A 17,243-nucleotide genomic window follows, 5' to 3' on the forward strand; every position below is an offset into this window, starting at 1 on the left:
CAGGGTAGGCGAGAGTGCCCCTCGGATTTTCCTACGGTCTGTCCGTAGCAGGGGAGGCGGCGCGTCGCCACTGCGATTCGTTGGCAATCATCCACGACAACAGATACTCGGCGGCCTCTTCGTTGGCATCCGGGCCCGCCAGAAGGTCGGCGTACGCCTGGCTCGGCGCGACGATTCGGATGCCGTCCCGGGTGAGGATTCGATCGAATACCGACGGAGAGAGTGGAGCGGTGACCCAGACGTCGGCGCCACTCTCGACGCGTCGGAGGCCCATAGCGTCCGCAAATTGGTCGACGTTGTCCGCGTGAAAATGCGCGCGCTGTGTGGGCGCGTACCGCGCGAAGGGTGCGGCAGCGACCGACGCGGTGCCGGCGTAGATGTGTCCGCTGAGTTGGCGCAGTTGGTCGAAGAGAGCCTCGAGACCGTCGGGGGCATGAAAGCCATGCGGTGTGGGAGCTTTGGCCACTGATTCCTGAGCCCACTCACGCAGCATCTTCGGCCAGTTGGCATCGGCGATTCCGCCGCGGGGGAGTCTGGACACCAATTCACGATCGGCCAGCGTCTGCACAACTCGATATGTTGCGCCGGTCGACGCGCCGGCCAAGCGCACCAGAGCAGTAATCGCCAACGGTGGAGCGAAATCGGCCAGTGCTCGTACGACGCGAGCCGACGGATCGCCGCTGAGTTGGCCCGACGGACGGCCGGGGCCGCGCCACGGGTCTGCGTCGGCGCCCCGGCCACGCACCCAGACTGCGGGACGGTCGGCAGTCAGAGAGACGTTTCCGGTGGCATCGGCATAGGAGAGGGCGTGGGCGTCGAGTTGGCGACGCACGGGTTCGGACAGGTATTTGGCGCAGACGAAGCCGGACTGCCCGGCGGGGAAGCGGTCGGCGATTCCGGGAACGTCGCTGCTCAGAACCCCGTGTGCGGCGTAGACCCCGAACTTGGCGACTGAACCGTCAGGGGAGCGGAGGTCGAGGCGAAGCGGCGCTTCGGAGAGGTCAGGGGAGCGCTTCGTGGACAAAGACCAGGTGGCGGGCAAGTTTTCTTCGATGATCTCGACGGATCGACGAAAAATGTCGATGGGGCGTTCCGGTTCCGACTCAGCTTCGCTCATGTTCCAATAGTATCAATATCTGCCGTTGACGGAAACCCCAGATTTTCCGAATACAGGTTTACCGTCGAGCATCAATCATGAGTCCTCGCCAATTCCGAAAACTCACGACTTGCAACGCTCAATTTTCGAATCTGCACCGAGACCCGGGCCTCAATCCGCCTTCGAGCGTGGTTTCGGCATAACCAGGGGAGTCACCAGCGCAAGGAGCACTGCGGGGATCAGGAAGCTGGCGACGGGTGACACGTCGTAGACGGGGGTCAAGGCGATGGGCGCCAACGCGGCGCCGCCAAAACGCATGGCTTGGACGACCGACACTGCGCCGCCTCGGTTGGGGCCTTGTGAACCCAGTACTGCCGCGTTGACTCCGACGAGGACGAACTGGCTGGCGATGCCGGCAACAAACCAGGCGATCGCGATGGCCGGGATGACGGTTGCCAACCCGACGATGGTCACGAGGATCGCACCGCCGATCGCACCGATGAGCACCGAGGATCGGGCGCCGATGCGGTCGATCAATATTCCGATCGGACGCGCGCACAGGATGCCGGCGAGACCGAAGAGCGTCAGCAGGAGACCTCTGACGGTAGGTGCGAGTGCGAACTCGTCCTCGAAGCGGAAGGCGATCAGGAAGCTCAGTCCGCCGAGTGCGCCCCAGCCCAGTAGGGCGGCGATGCCGATGCGGAGAACTTCGGGGCGGAGGGCGTCGCGTAGCCGTGCGGGGGTGGTGGTGGTTGCCTTGTCGGCGGTCGGTAACCCGATGGCCCCGAGTAGGCCGGCGACGACGGCGATGATGAGAAATGCCAAGCGCCAATCGAATTCGGCGGCCAAGCCGCCGATCAGCGGTGCCGATGACTGGCCGGCGGCCTGAAAAGCGCCGAAGGCCCCGAGTGCGCGACCGAGGCGTGCCTGCGGTGTGGCGGCCGCCAATGATGCAAGCAGCAGGGGAGTGGTGAACGCATTTGCGGAGCCCTGTAGAACTCGGGCCGCGAGGAAAATTTCGATCGTCGGAGCGAGGAAGCACGCCACGGATGCGATGACGTACACCCCGTAGGCGATGCGGACGGTCCGAACCTTGCCCCACCGGGAACCGAGAGTTCCCGACACCAACATGAGTGCGGCGAACGGCAACAGATATGCGGTGAGCGACGACGCGGCCGCTGACGGTCCGACCCCGAGATCGTCGCCGATCTCGGGGAGCGTGGATACGACGACACCGCCGCCGAACGGGCCGAGAAACCCGCCGGCGTACAGCGCGATCAGTTGCAAGCGAAGGCGGAGTGGCGGGGGATTGTTCGCGTTGCCGTCAGTGGTGTTCTTACTCACAGTCCGAAGCTGCCAGGGCCCCGTCGACGCAGGTATCGCTCGAATTCGGCTGCGATAGCGTCGCCGTCGATCTTTGCGATAGCTTCCGTGATGTCGGTTTCGGCGTCGCCGCGCTCTTCGAGAGTGCGGACGTACTCGCCGATTTCTTCGTCGTCGGAGGTCATTTCGTTGACTGCCTCTTCCCAGTCCTCGGACTGGGCCGGAAGCTCGCCGAGCGGGACTTCGATGTCGAGAACGTCCTCGACTCGTTGCAGCAGTGCCACCGTAGCCTTGGGGTTAGGTGGCTGAGATACGTAGTGCGGCACTGCCGCCCAGAAGGAAATGGCCGGTACACCTGCGCGGACGCACTCGTCCTGGAGAACTCCGGTGATTCCTGTAGGGCCTTCGTATCGGGTTTGTTCGAGGTTGAATCGAGCTGCGGATTCGCTGCTGTAGGCCGTTCCGGTGACCGGGACCGGCCGAGTGTGCGGAGTGTCTGCGAGAAGTGCGCCGAGGATGACGACTGTCCTGACGTTGAGCTGGTCGATCAGTTCGAGCAGGTCCTCGCAGAAGCTTCGCCAGCGCATGTTCGGCTCGATGCCGTGAAGCAGAACGATGTCGCTCTGACTGCCGGGAGGTGAGCAGACTGACAAACGTGTAGCAGGCCAGACGATTTCGCGGGTGACGCCGTCAATCTGACGCACGGTGGGGCGGTTGACCTGGTAGTCGTAGTAGTCCTCGGAATCGAGCTCGGCCAGCGGTTGGGCGTCCCAGATCAGTGCGAGGTGCTCGACGGCCCCACTGGCGGCGTCACCAGCGTCGTTCCAGCCTTCGAATGCCGCAACAAGAATGGGATCGCGCAGCACGGGGATGTCGCCTTCAGGGCGATCAGGACTCTCGAAGGCCGCGGAATCGTCGAAATCGACCGGGCCGTCGGGAGTGACGGGGAACTCACTTGGACTCACCCACCTAGCCTACGGCCAGAGCATGTCGGTACGCCCACTACTCTGGACGGCATGTCTGCCTCATTTAACTCTGCCCTGCTTGATGCGTTGAAACAGCGCGTTGTCATCGGCGACGGAGCGATGGGCACCATGTTGCAGGCCGCGGATCTCACACTAGATGATTTCCTCGGACTCGAGGGGTGCAATGAGATCCTCAACGACACCCGCCCCGACGTGCTCAAAGACATCCACCGCGCGTACTTTGCCGCTGGTGCTGATGCTGTCGAGACAAACACTTTCGGTTGCAACCTGCCCAACCTCGCTGACTACGATATTTCGCATCGAATTCGTGAACTCTCTCTGAAGGGCACCGCCCTCGCGCGTGAGGTCGCTGACGAGATGGGACCGGGCCGTGATGGCATGGCCCGCTTCGTTCTCGGCTCGATGGGGCCGGGAACCAAGCTGCCCAGCCTCGGCCATGCGCCTTTTGCAGTGTTGCGTGACGCGTACACCGAGGCTGCCCTCGGCATGATCGACGGCGGCGCCGACGCCATTCTGGTCGAGACCTGCCAGGACCTTCTTCAGGTGAAGGCTGCGATCATCGGCAGCCAGCGAGCGATGGAACAGTTGGGCCTGCGTCTGCCGATCATCACGCACGTGACGGTCGAGACCACCGGAACCATGCTCCTCGGTAGTGAGATCGGTGCAGCGCTGACCGCACTGGAGCCGCTCGGTATCGACATGATCGGCCTCAACTGCGCGACCGGTCCGGCCGAGATGAGTGAACACCTGCGTCACCTGTCCAAGTACTCGACCCTGCCGGTGTCGGTCATGCCCAACGCCGGCCTTCCGCAGCTCGGCCCCAATGGCGCCGAGTACCCGTTGGGTGCCGACGAGTTGGCCGAAGCCTTGAGCGGGTTTGTCTCCGAATTCGGTCTCGGCCTGGTCGGCGGTTGCTGTGGAACGACTCCCGAGCACATCAGCGCTGTCGCCGAGGCTGTCCGCAAGGTGGAGAAGGCGCAGCGCAATCCGATTCACGAAGCCAGCACGTCGTCGCTGTACTCGGCTGTTCCGTTCGAGCAGGACGCCAGCATCCTGATGATCGGTGAGCGCACCAACTCCAACGGCTCCAAGGCATTCCGCGACGCAATGCTTTCCGCGGACTACCAGAAGTGCCTCGATATCGCGAAGGATCAGACCCGCGACGGCGCGCACATGCTCGACCTCAACGTCGACTACGTGGGCCGCGACGGTGCCGCCGACATGTCAGCACTGGCCAGCCGCTTGGCGACGGCGTCGACGCTGCCGATCATGCTCGACTCCACCGAACCTGCTGTCTTGCAGGCCGGTCTCGAGCACCTCGGTGGACGTTGCGCGGTCAACTCCGTCAACTACGAAGACGGTGCGGGCCCCGAGTCGCGGTTCCACAAGATCATGCAGTTGGTCAAGGAGCACGGCGCTGCCGTTGTTGCTCTGACCATCGACGAAGAGGGCCAGGCCCGTACCGCCGAGACCAAGGTCGCGATCGCGACGCGCCTGATCGAAGACATCAAGGGCAACTGGGGTCTTGCCGAATCTGACATCATCGTCGACGCTTTGACCTTCCCGATTTCCACGGGCCAGGAAGAGGTGCGCCGCGACGGCATCGAGACCATCGAAGCGATCCGTCAGCTCAAGGCGCTGTACCCCGAACTGCATTTCACTCTCGGTATCTCCAACATCTCGTTCGGCCTGAACCCGGCGGCGCGTCAGGTTCTGAACTCGGTATTCCTGCACGAATGCACCGAAGCCGGTCTGGATACGGCGATCGTCCACGCATCCAAGATCCTGCCGATGGCGCGTATTCCGGACGAGCACCGCGAGACTGCCCTTGACTTGGTCTACGACCGTCGCCGCGAAGGTTACGACCCGCTGCAGAAGCTGATGGCACTCTTCGAGGGCGTCTCGGCTGCGTCGGCTCGCGAATCTCGTGCGCAGGAACTCGCCGGCCTTCCGCTGTTCAAGCGTCTGGAATCTCGCATCGTCGACGGTGAGCGCAATGGCCTCGACGACGACCTGACCGAGGCGATGAAGGAGAAGTCGCCGATCGAAATCATCAACGAGACACTGCTTTCGGGTATGAAGACCGTCGGTGAGCTGTTCGGTTCCGGTCAGATGCAGTTGCCGTTCGTGCTTCAGTCCGCTGAGGTCATGAAGGCGGCCGTGGCTTTCCTCGAACCGCACATGGAAGCCACCGACGACGACGGCAAGGGCCGTCTCGTGATCGCGACGGTCAAGGGCGACGTCCACGACATCGGCAAGAACCTCGTCGACATCATCCTGAGCAACAACGGATACGACGTCGTGAACCTCGGCATCAAGCAGCCCATCGCGACCATTCTGGATGCTGCTATCGAGCACAAGGCAGACGTCATCGGTATGTCCGGTCTGCTCGTGAAGTCGACAGTCGTCATGAAGGACAACCTCAAGGAACTGAACGCTCGCGGAGTTTCGGAGCAGTTCCCGGTCATGCTCGGCGGCGCTGCGCTGACTCGCTCGTACGTCGAGAATGATCTTCAAGAGGTTTACGACGGCGAGGTCAACTACGCACGTGACGCGTTCGAGGGTCTGAATCTGATGGATCAGATCATGACCGCCAAGCGTGGCGGTGGCCCGGCACCGGACAGCCCCGAAGCAATCGAGGCACGTGAGAAGGCAGCTGAGCGCAAGGCTCGCCACGAACGTTCCAAGCGGATCGCGGAAAAGCGTAAGGCTGAGGAAGTTCCGGTCGTCGTGCCGGACCGCTCCGACGTTGCCGCTGACGTTGCAGTCCCGACTCCGCCGTTCTGGGGCAGCCGCATCGTCAAGGGCGTTGCGCTGTCCGAGTACGCGGGTTTGCTCGACGAACGTGCATTGTTCCTGGGACAGTGGGGACTTCGTGGCCAGCGCAAGGGTGATGGCCCGACGTACGAACAGCTGGTCGAGACCGAGGGCAAGCCTCGCTTGCGGTACTGGCTTGACCGTTTGACAGCTGAGGGCATCCTCGCGCATGCCGCCGTGGTGTATGGCTACTTCCCGGCAGTGTCCGAAGGCGACGACGTCATCGTGCTCACGGAACCGAAACCGGATGCGCCGGAACGATTCCGGTTCACGTACCCGCGTCAGCACCGGGACCGTTTCTTGTGCATCGCGGACTTCGTGCGCTCGCGCAAGGATGCGGAAGCAACGGGTCAGGTGGACGTCCTGCCGTTCCAGTTGGTGACGATGGGTCAGCCGATCGCAGACTTCGCCAACGAGCTGTTTGCGTCCAACTCGTACCGCGATTACCTCGAAGTTCACGGCATCGGCGTTCAGCTCACCGAGTCGCTGGCCGAGTACTGGCATCGACGTGTTCGTGAAGAACTGGTACTGCCCGGTGGGCACACTGTCGCCGAGCAGGATCCGACGGACGTAGCCGGCTTCTTCGACCTCGAATACCGTGGCGCGCGTTACTCGTTCGGTTACGGTGCGTGCCCGGAACTCGAGGATCGGGCAAAAATGGTCGCCCTACTCGAACCTGAGCGGATCGGCGTCAAACTGTCCGAGGAACTGCAACTCCACCCGGAGCAGTCCACGGACGCGTTTGTCCTCCACCACCCGGAAGCCAAGTACTTCAATGTCTGATGTGTTGACTGAGGTCCCCGGATCGACGCTCGGTGGTGTCCTGTGGGATATGGACGGCACCCTGCTTGATTCGGAGAAGCTGTGGGACATCGCGCTTCACGAGTTGTCGCTGCGTCTGGGTGGGCCGATGACGGAGGCGACTCGCATTGCCGTCATCGGCGCATCCAGTCCGTTCGCGTTGGCGACGCTCTTCGATTCGCTCGATCTCGAGAAGCATCCGGAGGCTATTGCCGAGGCGAAGGACTGGATGTACACCCGCGTCGGCGATCTCTTCGAGGACGGCGTGACGTGGCGCCCCGGTGCGCAGGAGGCTCTTGCGACAGTTCGTGACGGCGGGCTTCGGTCGGCGCTTGTCACCAACACCGAGCGGGTACTGGTGGAACGCGCGCTCGGGATGCTCGGTCGTGAATTCTTCGACCATTCCGTGTGCGGCGACGAGGTGCCGGCGGGTAAGCCCGCTCCCGATCCGTATCTGCGGGGCGCTCACCTTCTCGGGCTCCAACCGGCGCAGTGCTTGGCCATCGAGGATTCACCGACCGGAACGGCGTCGGCGACTGCTGCGGGATGCGTCGTGTTGGTAGTTCCGTGTGAGGTCGATGTGGCTAACGGACCTGGTCGGGTGTTCCGAGAGTCGTTGGTGGACTTGTCGATTTACGATCTTCACGACGTTCACTCGTCTGTATCGCGTTAGGTTGGTGTGACTAGTGGCTATACCGAAAATCGTATTGTTCTACCAGTTCACGCCGTTGGCTGATCCGGAAGCGATCAAGCTGTGGCAGCACAGCTTGGCCGAGTCCAACAATCTGACCGGGCGAATCCTGATCTCTGAGCACGGGATCAACGCCACTGTCGGCGGAGATATCGAGGACGTCAAGCGGTACGTAAAAGGCACCCGCAGTTACGCGCCCTTCAAGATGGCCGACATCAAGTGGTCGGATGGGCTGGGCAATGACTTTCCGCGCCTGTCCGTCAAGGTGCGCAGCGAGATCGTGACTTTCGGTGCGCCCGAAGAACTTGCCGTGGACAAGAACGGTGTTGTCGGCGGTGGCGTTCACCTGGCGCCGAAGGAATTGCATGAGCTCGTCGACAATCGCGGTGACGACGTCGTCTTCTTCGACGGCCGCAACGCCTTCGAGGCCGAGATCGGACGGTTCCGCGACGCCGTTGTTCCGGACGTAACGACAACTCGAGATTTTGTCAGCGAACTGGACAGCGGCAAGTACGACCACCTCAAGGGCAAAGCGGTAGTCACGTACTGCACCGGGGGAGTGCGCTGCGAGGTGCTCTCGTCGCTGATGCGTTCACGCGGATTCGACGAGGTGTACCAGCTCGCCGGTGGGATCGTCCGATACGGAGAGACCTTTGGCGACAAGGGTTTGTGGGACGGTTCGCTGTATGTCTTCGACAAGCGCATGAACATCGAGTTCTCGTCGGAGTCGAAAACTATCGGTGTCTGTGTCGACTGTGGAACGCCCACGCCTCGATTCCGCAACAGAATCGACGGCGACGGCCGCACCCTCGAATTGCTGTGCGAGAGTTGTTCACCCGACCTCGAACAGGCCTGAGAAGTGCCCAAGGCACCGCTGCCGATCCGAAACGGACTCGGACCGGATCGGCTGCGGATGCCCCGGGAATCCGAGGCGCGCACAGTTCTGGAGTACCTGACCGGTGAGTTTCCAGACGAACGGGCACTGTGGACCGTGCTCGTCGACACCGGCGGCGTAGTCGACGAGCACGGCCGAACCGTCTCGTCGGACACTCGTTATCAGCCCACGCGCTTCGTGTACTTCTACCGCGAGCCGGCACCCGAGATTCCGGTTCCGCATCAGATCGAGATCCTGCACCGCGACGAGCAGATCCTGGTGGTCGACAAGCCTCATTTCCTGGCGACCATTCCGCGTGGGGCGCACATCGTGGAAAGTGCGGTCGTGCGGCTGCGGCGTGATCTCGACCTACCCGACCTTGCCCCGGTACATAGGCTCGACCGGATGACGGCCGGAGTCATCGTGTTCACCGTGACGCCAGATCTGCGTCGGCCGTACCAGGAATTGTTCGCCGAACAGCGGATCGTCAAGGAATACGATGCGATCGCCGGTTTTGATCCGGAGCTGACATTTCCCCGAACGGTCCGCAGCCGGATCAACAAGGTGCACGGCGAGATGACAGCCACCGAGGTCGAGGGCGAACCGAACAGTGAAACCCGCATCGAGCTGACCTCGACCGTCACCGATTCCTCAGGCGCGACGTTTGGCCGATACCGGTTGTTCCCGCGAACCGGGCGCACCCACCAACTTCGGCTGCATTTGAATTCGCTCGGGGTCCCCATCGTCGGTGACAACTATTACCCGCATTACCGCCCGTCGGCACCAGGTGACTTCTCTGCACCTCTCCGTCTCCTGGCTCGGGCACTGGAGTACCCGGACCCGATCACCGGGCATACACGCCGGTTCGTCAGCTCCCGCGCGCTCGACATGGGCTTGTGACGGGCTCGTGCGTGGCCCTGTGAAAACCAGTTCCCCTCTCGTGAAAGAATGGCTACCTGTGAAGACCTTCGAATCCTTGTTCGCCGAGTTGACCGAGCGTGCTGCCACCCGTCCCGAGGGGTCCGGCACTGTCGCCGCCCTCGATGCTGGTGTTCACGCACAGGGCAAAAAGGTCATCGAGGAAGCCGGTGAAGTGTGGATCGCTGCGGAGTACCAGAGCGATGAGCAGCTAGCCGAAGAAATTTCCCAGCTTTTGTACTGGACGCAGGTGTTGATGGTCGGCCGCGGGCTGACCCTCGAAGACGTGTACCGACATCTGTGAATCGGATCTGACCCGACGTTCCGAGTTCACATTTCCCACGTCTGACCCATCACCTTCCGAAAGGACGTTCACTGATGTTGCGCGTCGCAGTTCCCAACAAAGGCTCGCTGTCCGAGTCCGCCGCAGAAATCCTCAGCGAAGCCGGCTACCGTCGTCGCACCGATTCGCGGGACCTGACGGTTCTCGATCCGGCCAATCAGGTCGAGTTCTTCTTCTTGCGTCCCAAGGACATTGCCATCTATGTCGGATCGGGTGAACTCGATCTGGGCATCACCGGTCGCGACTTGGCCGGAGACTCGGGTGCCGAGGTTTCCGAGCGACTGTCACTCGGCTTCGGCCGTTCGTCGTTCCGCTATGCGGCTCCCGCCGGCAAGGACTGGACTGTCGAAGACCTGGCGGGCCTGCGCATCGCCACGTCGTACCCGAACCTCGTTCGTCAGGACCTCGCGGCTCGCGGCATCGAGGCGACGGTTATCCGTCTCGACGGCGCCGTCGAGATCTCGATCCAGCTCGGTGTCGCCGACGCTATTGCCGACGTTGTCGGTTCCGGTCGTACGCTCCGTCAGCACAACCTGGTCGCCTTCGGCGATTCGCTGTGCGATTCGGAAGGTGTCCTGATCGAGCGCACCGGTTCGCCGCAGGACGACGCTGCACGCAACTTGCTGATCGAGCGTGTTCGCGGAATCGTCTTCGCGCAGCAGAACCTGATGATCGACTACGACTGCCCGCGAAGCATCCTCGACGAAGCCATCAAGATGACGCCGGGCATGGAATCGCCGACGCTCTCGCCGTTGGCTGATCCGGACTGGGTCGCAGTACGCGCCATGGTTGCCATCAAGGATCACAATCAGGTGATGGATGCCCTGGCCGAACTCGGTGCCAGGGCCATCCTCGCGTCGAACATTCGCTCGGTACGCGCTTTCTGATCGATCACTGCATGCGTATTCGCGCCCGTTCCTTATCTCAGGAACGGGCGCGAATCTGCAACGTCTGGGCGATGCGGCCGACTGCACCCTGCTCGTCGTAGAGCACTCCGGCACACATGCCGACGCCGTCGGGTCCGGTGGTCGTTTCAGCAGACACGCCGATCCATTCTCCTTCGGGCACGCGGAAGATGTGCACCGTCAGATCGGTGTTGAGGAACGTCCAGTGCTCGGGATCGAGTTTGGCACCGACGCCGTTGGAGATGTCGGCGATGACGAAGAGGCGTTCGAGAGCCGTCAACTCCTCGCCTTCGACCAGCGCCGGCTTGGGCTTGGCCCATACCTTTCCGGTTCCCTCGCAACCGATTTTGGAAATCCAGGACCAGTCGAGAGTCTTCAGGTAGCCGACGCTCCACATTCCGGCGAGGACACCAGGTGTTCCGCTTTCGCGCGGTTCGAGCGGCGGGTCCACAACGTGGACAACATCTTTGGTATCCGCAGTTTCCATACGCCACGCGGTACCACGCGCCACTGCGCGTGACGATCCGTCAGGAGCGCTCGCCCACAGTTCGGCAACGATCAATTCGATTCTGCGACCGGGACGTTCGATCCAGGAGCGAACCTCGATGTCCGCGATCGGGATCGGTCCGAGAATTTCGACGACAACTCGGGTCAGGCGGGTTCCTTCGCGGGCGCCGCAACGCTCGAGGGCGCGCACCAGAAGCGCCGACGGGGGAGCGCCGTGCTGAAGCGTGGGGCCCCAGATGCTCACCGTTGCCTGCGTGCTCGCAAACCGCTCGTGGCCTTCCTCGGTAGCGCCAAGAAAGCGGTAGTACGAACTGTCGGTCATCTACGTATTCTCCTTTGCAGCAACAACTTCGGTGCCCAGTAGATCCGGCCAGCCCGGGTAGGGCGGTGGGGTGCCGCCAAATGCGGGGCACAGGGCCTTGTGATCGCACCAATCGCACAGTTTGCCAGGCTTGGGTCGGAAGTCTCCGCTCGCACCTGCCGCCAGGATCGCCTTCCAGATTGCGGACAGTGTGCGTTCGAACCGAATGAGTTCGTCGTGATCGGGCGCGTACGTGAGGATCGATCCGGAGGCCAGGTAGATCAGGCGCAATTGTGCTGGGACGATTCCGCGGGTTCGTAGGAGAACCAGCGCATAGAACTTCATCTGGAACAGCGCTTTGGACTCGGTGAACTCACGGGGCGCCTTACCGGTCTTGTAGTCGACCACCCGCACCTCTCCGGTGGATGCGACGTCGATGCGGTCGACAAATCCGCGCAGCCGTACACCGTTGTCGAGTTCCGTTTCTACGTAGACCTCGCAGGCTTCGGCGTCGAAACGCGTCGGATCTTCGAGTGTGTAGTACGTCTGGACCAACTTGCCGACCTCGGTGAGAAACTCGTCAAGATTGTCGGCGGGAATCAACTCCGAAACCTCGAGAGATTCGGTGCTCACGCGCTCCCACGCCGGCCTTACCAACTCGGCTGCGCGATCCGGAACACGCTCGCCAGTGGGTAGTCCGAAGAGTGCTTCGAGGGCAGCGTGAACAACAGTGCCTCTGACCTGCGCTCGTGTGGGAGCTTCGGGGATTCGGTCGACGGCCCGGAACCGGTAGAGCAACGGGCATTGTTTGTAATCACCAGCACGCGAAGGTGACAGTGCGGGCCGGCTACGCGGGCGCTCCTGTGACGTTGCACCCGTTTGGGAGGGGGCTGGCAGTTCTACAGAGCTCACACCTGGCAGGCTAGAGGACTGGTCCGACAACTCCGTCGGAGCCGGTGGCGAGGACGCCGGAACAAACGAACAGGGATCACTCACGCATGGCGAACGAGCTGCAACCGGAAGAAATCACAACCGAAGTGGATGAGGTTGCGCAGTCCGCTGTCGCCGATGTCCCCGAAATACCTGAGATCGCCGAAATCGCTGAGATCCCTGAAGTCGCTGCCGAGGCCGAGCTCACCGCACCCGGGAAACGTCCGTCCGGACCGTTCCGCGTCGGCGACCGCGTCCAGCTGACGGACGGCAAGGGTCGTCACTACACGATCGTTCTCGAGGCCAACCGTGAGTACCACACCCACAAGGGTGGAATCGTGCACAACGACTTGATCGGTGCGGACGAGGGTAGCGTCGTCAAGTCGGTCAACGGCACCCCGTACCTGGCACTGCGGCCATTGCTCGTCGACTACGTGCTGTCGATGCCCCGCGGCGCTCAGGTGATCTACCCGAAGGACGCGGCCCAGATCGTCCACGAGGGCGACGTTTTCCCCGGTGCACGGGTACTCGAAGCTGGTGCCGGCTCTGGCGCACTGACGTGTTCGTTGCTTCGTGCAGTCGGCCCCGAGGGCAAGGTCATGTCCTACGAGGTACGCGACGATCACGCTGAACATGCGGTTCGCAATGTCGAGACATTCTTCGGTGAGCGTCCCCCGAACTGGGAACTGACCATCGCGGATCTCGCGGACTTCGACCCGGATAACCACGGCGGCAAGGTCGATCGAGTCGTTCTCGACATGCTTGCACCGTGGGATGTACTGCCGGCCGTGGCGAATGCACTTGTTCCCGGCGGCGTGCTCATCGTCTACGTGGCGACCGTGACTCAGCTGTCGAAGGTCGTCGAGGCGATGCGTGAGCAGGAATGCTGGACGGAACCGCGCTCGTGGGAGTCCATCGTCCGCGGCTGGCATGTGGTCGGCTTGGCCGTGCGACCCGAGCACCGCATGCAGGGACATACCGCGTTCCTGATCAGTGCGCGTCGTCTCGCTGAGGGAACTGTGACCCCGAAGCCGCAGCGTCGCGCCGGCAAGGGTTCCAACACCGCAGCAGCCAAATAGTCACTGGCAGAACAAAAGAACGGCGATCCGAGTTCCGGATCGCCGTTCTTTTTGTTTCAACGGCTTATGCGCAGGGCGCACGTCCCATTTCGAACAGCGTGCAAGCAGAGGTATCGGCGAGCTTCCAGGAACCGTCTTCGAGCTCCCACGTCCACGGAGTGCCGGGCATTGTGCCGTGCGGGCTGACGATGGCGACGTCAGCAGTTGCAGTCTCACCGTCGACCTTGACGTTCTCGACTGTGAAGGTGATCTTGTACGCGGGGTTGGCGCCCAGTGCCGTACCCATGGTCTCGATGTTGGCCTGGCGTGCGGAGCCGTCGACAACGAGTGCGGTCTTCTCGGCGATCGGCTTGGCCGGATCGATGAGCGTGATCAGTGCGGCGTTCAGGTCGTCGGCCGTCGGTGCGGTGACTGTCGACGTGGCCTTCGCGGAGCTCGAGGTGGTTGCAGCAACGGAAGTCGAGGTGGCAGCAGCCGTGTCCTTCGAGTCGTCGGAGCCACAGGCGCCGAGGGCGAGAACTGCGGCGACGGCACAAGCGCTGACAAGAGTCTTGCGGATGATCACAGCGTGACCTTTCGTTGTAGGAGAGACAGGCGCTGTCTCCATCTTGTAGGCAAGGCTAACATGACCTACTTGGGGGTCAGTACCGGCGATCGGGACAAGCTGCGGCAGTGAAATCTCACTCCCACACCGTGTCTGGCGACACTTGGGCCCTGATGCCGGTAGCGTTGATGCATCGCACTGGGAGGAGACGCACATGAGCTCGACAGAAAACCCGGATTCGGTTGCGGCAGCAGAAGAGCTTCACGCGTTACGAGTGGAACTTCAGGTTCTGCGCCGTCAGCTTGCACAGTCACCGGAGCAGATGCGGGAATTGGAGTCGAAACTTGACTCGCTTGCCATCCGTAACGGCAAGTTGATGGACACGCTCAAAGAAGCCCGCCAGCAACTCATCGCGCTGCGCGAAGAAGTCGACAGACTCGGGCAGCCGCCCAGCGGCTACGGAGTACTCCTCGCGGTTCACGACGATAAAACTGTCGACGTGTTCACCTCCGGCCGCAAGATGCGGCTGACGTGCTCACCGAACATCGACACCGAAACTCTCGCCCTCGGGCAGACGGTGCGACTCAATGAGGCGCTCACCATCGTCGAGGCTGGAACGTACGAGCAGGTCGGTGAGATCAGCACGTTGCGTGAGGTACTCGACGACGGCCTCCGTGCACTGGTCGTCGGACACGCGGACGAGGAGCGGATCGTGTGGCTCGCGGCGCCGCTGGCCGCTGTCTTCGCGGATCCCCAGGCCGACATCATCGCCTACGACGCGGATTCCCCGACCCGCAAACTGCGACCCGGCGACTCCCTCCTTGTCGACTCCAAGGCCGGGTATGCCTTCGAACGCATCCCCAAGGCCGAAGTCGAGGACCTGGTTCTCGAAGAAGTTCCGGACGTTCACTACGACGACATCGGTGGCCTCGGTCGTCAGATCGAGCAGATTCGCGACGCCGTCGAATTGCCCTTCCTGCACAAGGATCTGTTCCGCGAGTACTCGCTTCGCCCGCCGAAGGGAGTTCTGCTCTACGGACCACCCGGTTGCGGTAAGACGCTCATCGCGAAGGCGGTTGCCAACTCGTTGGCCAAGAAGATCGCCGAAGCCCGCGGGCAGGACAGCAAGGACGCCAAGTCCTACTTCCTGAACATCAAAGGCCCGGAACTTCTCAACAAGTTCGTCGGTGAAACCGAGCGTCACATTCGGATGATCTTCCAGCGTGCGCGTGAGAAGGCTTCCGAAGGTACCCCCGTCATCGTGTTCTTCGACGAGATGGACTCGATCTTCCGGACCCGCGGTTCGGGTGTTTCCTCCGATGTGGAGACGACGGTCGTTCCGCAGTTGCTCAGTGAGATCGACGGCGTCGAAGGTCTCGAGAATGTCATCGTGATCGGTGCGTCCAACCGCGAGGACATGATCGACCCCGCGATCCTGCGTCCGGGCCGACTGGACGTGAAGATCAAGATCGAGCGTCCCGACGCCGAATCCGCTCAGGATATTTTCTCGAAGTACCTGGTGGACGGTTTGCCGATCAACGCCGACGACCTCGCCGAGTTCGGCGGCGACCGTACGGCCTGCCTGAAGGCGATGATCGTGCGCGTTGTTGATCGGATGTACGCCGAGAGTGAGGAGAATCGGTTCCTCGAAGTCACCTACGCCAACGGTGACAAGGAAGTTCTTTTCTTCAAGGACTTCAACTCGGGTGCCATGATCCAGAACATCGTCGACCGCGCCAAGAAGTACGCAATCAAGTCGGTACTCGATACCGGTGCACCAGGGTTGCGGGTTCAGCACCTCTTCGATTCGATCGTCGACGAGTTCGCCGAGAACGAGGATTTGCCCAACACCACCAATCCAGACGACTGGGCACGTATCTCCGGTAAGAAGGGGGAGCGGATTGTTTACATTCGCACCCTCGTCACAGGTAAGAACGCCAGTGCTAGCCGTGCAATCGACACGGAGTCGAACACGGGTCAGTACCTGTAGTCGGTAAAGACACCTCGGGTCGGTAATTCCCTTTTTGGGAGTTGCCGACCCGACGTGTATTCGAGTCACGGATATGGTTGATGGCGCCGATCTTCCCTGCCGAGACCACCCGAGAACAGAACGGAACGCCGACGTGCGCGAGACCGAGTCGCATCCACTGGTTGGAGCAGTTCCCGGGACTGTACTGATCGTTTTGAAGCGGTCAAAGCTTGCGCTCCTGTGGGGCACATCGCATCATCCGATAGTCACGATCAACGGCAGGACCGAAGTTCTTCCATGGGGTGAGCACCGTCTGGCGATTCCGGACACACAGTCGCTGTCGATCGATGTGTATGTCAATGAACGACGCTCGAGATCGCTGAAATCGACTATCGGACGCTGCGCCGACATCATTGCTCCCGGTCCCGCTCGGGTAGTGGAGTATTCGGCGCCCGCCCAGGGATTCTGTAAGGGCGAGTTGGGTCCGCTCGGCACAACACGTTCGCGTGGGCTAGTCGCTCAGTTTCTGATCGTCAGTGTGCTGGCACTGATCTGCGGGTTCATGGCCGTGGGACTTCTCGGAGTGGGATTAGCAGCCCTCACCGGTCAACTTGGTGAACTACGTCCGCCGCAATAATCTTCCGGTAGAAAACCGGAACGCGGATCGCCTGGATCTGCATTCGTTCTCACTCACCTCCCCGACTGGGCGATCACTGACCACGTGCCGCAAGTTTGGTATCGACCGGTCGGGTGGGAACCCGATCTAGGTATGTTTTCGGGTAATTTGGCCGTCGCGTGCAGGGGTCGTGACGCGAGATCCTGTGAAGGTAATTGGCCATTCGCAACGCAAGGATCTGCATGTTCCACCCCTCCGTTCCAGACAACCCGGGTAGGCACCCACCCGATTGACCTGCATCCGAAAACACTTCAGTTCGATGAGGTATCAATCGGAGCCCTCTCTAACGGATCGGTTCCGGGCATCGCCCGTGATGGATTCGGGCTGTGTGTCGGGCATCGCAGATATCCAAGTGTTTGTGGCAAGCGAGAGCCGTCGTTGCGACGGCGCGTTCTCAATGTTCATCCCACGGGGTCCGTGCAGTACGCCATGCGGCGGAGCACGTACTCAGTTGTGTCAGCGTGATCGAGACTGCAACTGCCC

At 61.9% G+C, this 17,243-nt stretch carries 15 protein-coding genes; 9 read left to right on the forward strand and 6 right to left on the reverse strand.

The features are described 5' to 3' along the window. Positions 1-31: 31 nt before the first annotated feature. The 3 genes from QM600_RS00005 to QM600_RS00015 all read right to left on the reverse strand — a co-directional run bounded on the left by QM600_RS00005 (position 32) and on the right by QM600_RS00015 (position 3,384). Positions 32-1,117: a helix-turn-helix domain-containing protein gene (locus QM600_RS00005; protein ID WP_283259435.1), complete on the reverse strand. Its 1,086-nt coding sequence runs from the start codon at positions 1,115-1,117 to the stop codon at positions 32-34. Positions 1,118-1,267: 150 nt separating this feature from the next. Then, positions 1,268-2,440: an MFS transporter gene (locus tag QM600_RS00010; protein ID WP_283259437.1), complete on the reverse strand. Its 1,173-nt coding sequence runs from the start codon at positions 2,438-2,440 to the stop codon at positions 1,268-1,270. Next, the gene (locus tag QM600_RS00015) at positions 2,437-3,384 is read right to left on the reverse strand and encodes a PAC2 family protein (RefSeq protein ID WP_502942828.1); all 948 of its coding nucleotides are present in this window, start codon (positions 3,382-3,384) and stop codon (positions 2,437-2,439) included. Before QM600_RS00015 ends, QM600_RS00010 begins: the two co-directional genes overlap by 4 nt. A gap of 51 nt (positions 3,385-3,435) precedes the next feature. Between QM600_RS00015 and metH the strand changes: the two genes are divergently transcribed. From metH to hisG, 6 genes are all read left to right on the forward strand, one after another. After that, a complete protein-coding gene (gene metH / locus QM600_RS00020; protein WP_283259438.1) occupies positions 3,436-7,005 on the forward strand; it encodes a methionine synthase in 3,570 nt (1,189 codons plus the stop codon). Next, complete coding sequence (locus tag QM600_RS00025) at positions 6,998-7,696, forward strand: HAD family hydrolase (RefSeq protein ID WP_283259439.1); 699 nt, start codon at positions 6,998-7,000, stop codon at positions 7,694-7,696. Before metH ends, QM600_RS00025 begins: the two co-directional genes overlap by 8 nt. A 13-nt stretch (positions 7,697-7,709) precedes the next feature. Then, on the forward strand, positions 7,710-8,570 hold the full coding sequence (gene trhO / locus QM600_RS00030) for an oxygen-dependent tRNA uridine(34) hydroxylase TrhO (RefSeq protein WP_283259440.1): 861 nt from the start codon (positions 7,710-7,712) through the stop codon (positions 8,568-8,570). Between the two features lie 3 nt (positions 8,571-8,573). Further along, positions 8,574-9,488 (forward strand): pseudouridine synthase, encoded by a 915-nt coding sequence (locus QM600_RS00035; protein ID WP_283259441.1) that lies wholly within the window; start codon positions 8,574-8,576, stop codon positions 9,486-9,488. 58 nt (positions 9,489-9,546) lie between these two features. Beyond that, positions 9,547-9,810 carry a phosphoribosyl-ATP diphosphatase gene (locus QM600_RS00040; protein ID WP_003944933.1) on the forward strand — a complete coding sequence of 88 codons (264 nt, stop codon included), beginning with the start codon at positions 9,547-9,549 and terminating at the stop codon, positions 9,808-9,810. 74 nt (positions 9,811-9,884) lie between these two features. Next, positions 9,885-10,736, forward strand: coding sequence for an ATP phosphoribosyltransferase (gene hisG, locus QM600_RS00045; RefSeq protein WP_283259442.1), 852 nt, complete (start codon positions 9,885-9,887; stop codon positions 10,734-10,736). A gap of 37 nt (positions 10,737-10,773) precedes the next feature. On the opposite strand, the gene QM600_RS00050 is transcribed toward hisG, so the two are convergent. Together QM600_RS00050 and QM600_RS00055 are read right to left on the reverse strand one after the other, a co-directional pair. Continuing rightward, on the reverse strand, positions 10,774-11,583 hold the full coding sequence (locus QM600_RS00050) for a thioesterase family protein (protein ID WP_283259443.1): 810 nt from the start codon (positions 11,581-11,583) through the stop codon (positions 10,774-10,776). Continuing rightward, entirely contained in the window at positions 11,584-12,474 is an 891-nt protein-coding gene (locus tag QM600_RS00055) for a RecB family exonuclease (protein ID WP_283259444.1), read from the reverse strand. Between the two features lie 86 nt (positions 12,475-12,560). Here QM600_RS00055 and QM600_RS00060 point away from each other — a divergent pair, with 86 nt between their 5' ends. Beyond that, on the forward strand, positions 12,561-13,571 hold the full coding sequence (locus QM600_RS00060) for a tRNA (adenine-N1)-methyltransferase (RefSeq protein WP_283259445.1): 1,011 nt from the start codon (positions 12,561-12,563) through the stop codon (positions 13,569-13,571). A gap of 64 nt (positions 13,572-13,635) precedes the next feature. Here the strand turns inward: QM600_RS00060 and QM600_RS00065 are convergent, their stop codons facing one another. Further along, the gene (locus tag QM600_RS00065) at positions 13,636-14,136 is read right to left on the reverse strand and encodes a WKL family lipoprotein (RefSeq protein WP_283259446.1); all 501 of its coding nucleotides are present in this window, start codon (positions 14,134-14,136) and stop codon (positions 13,636-13,638) included. Positions 14,137-14,329: 193 nt separating this feature from the next. On the opposite strand from QM600_RS00065, the gene arc reads away from it, so the two are divergent. Continuing rightward, positions 14,330-16,105 (forward strand): proteasome ATPase, encoded by a 1,776-nt coding sequence (gene arc / locus QM600_RS00070; protein ID WP_283259447.1) that lies wholly within the window; start codon positions 14,330-14,332, stop codon positions 16,103-16,105. A gap of 133 nt (positions 16,106-16,238) precedes the next feature. Then, complete coding sequence (locus QM600_RS00075; protein ID WP_283259448.1) at positions 16,239-16,721, forward strand: hypothetical protein; 483 nt, start codon at positions 16,239-16,241, stop codon at positions 16,719-16,721. Positions 16,722-17,243: the final 522 nt, after the last annotated feature.

This window comes from Rhodococcus sp. IEGM 1379 (assembly GCF_030056815.1).
Classification (GTDB): Bacteria; Actinomycetota; Actinomycetes; order Mycobacteriales; family Mycobacteriaceae; genus Rhodococcus_F.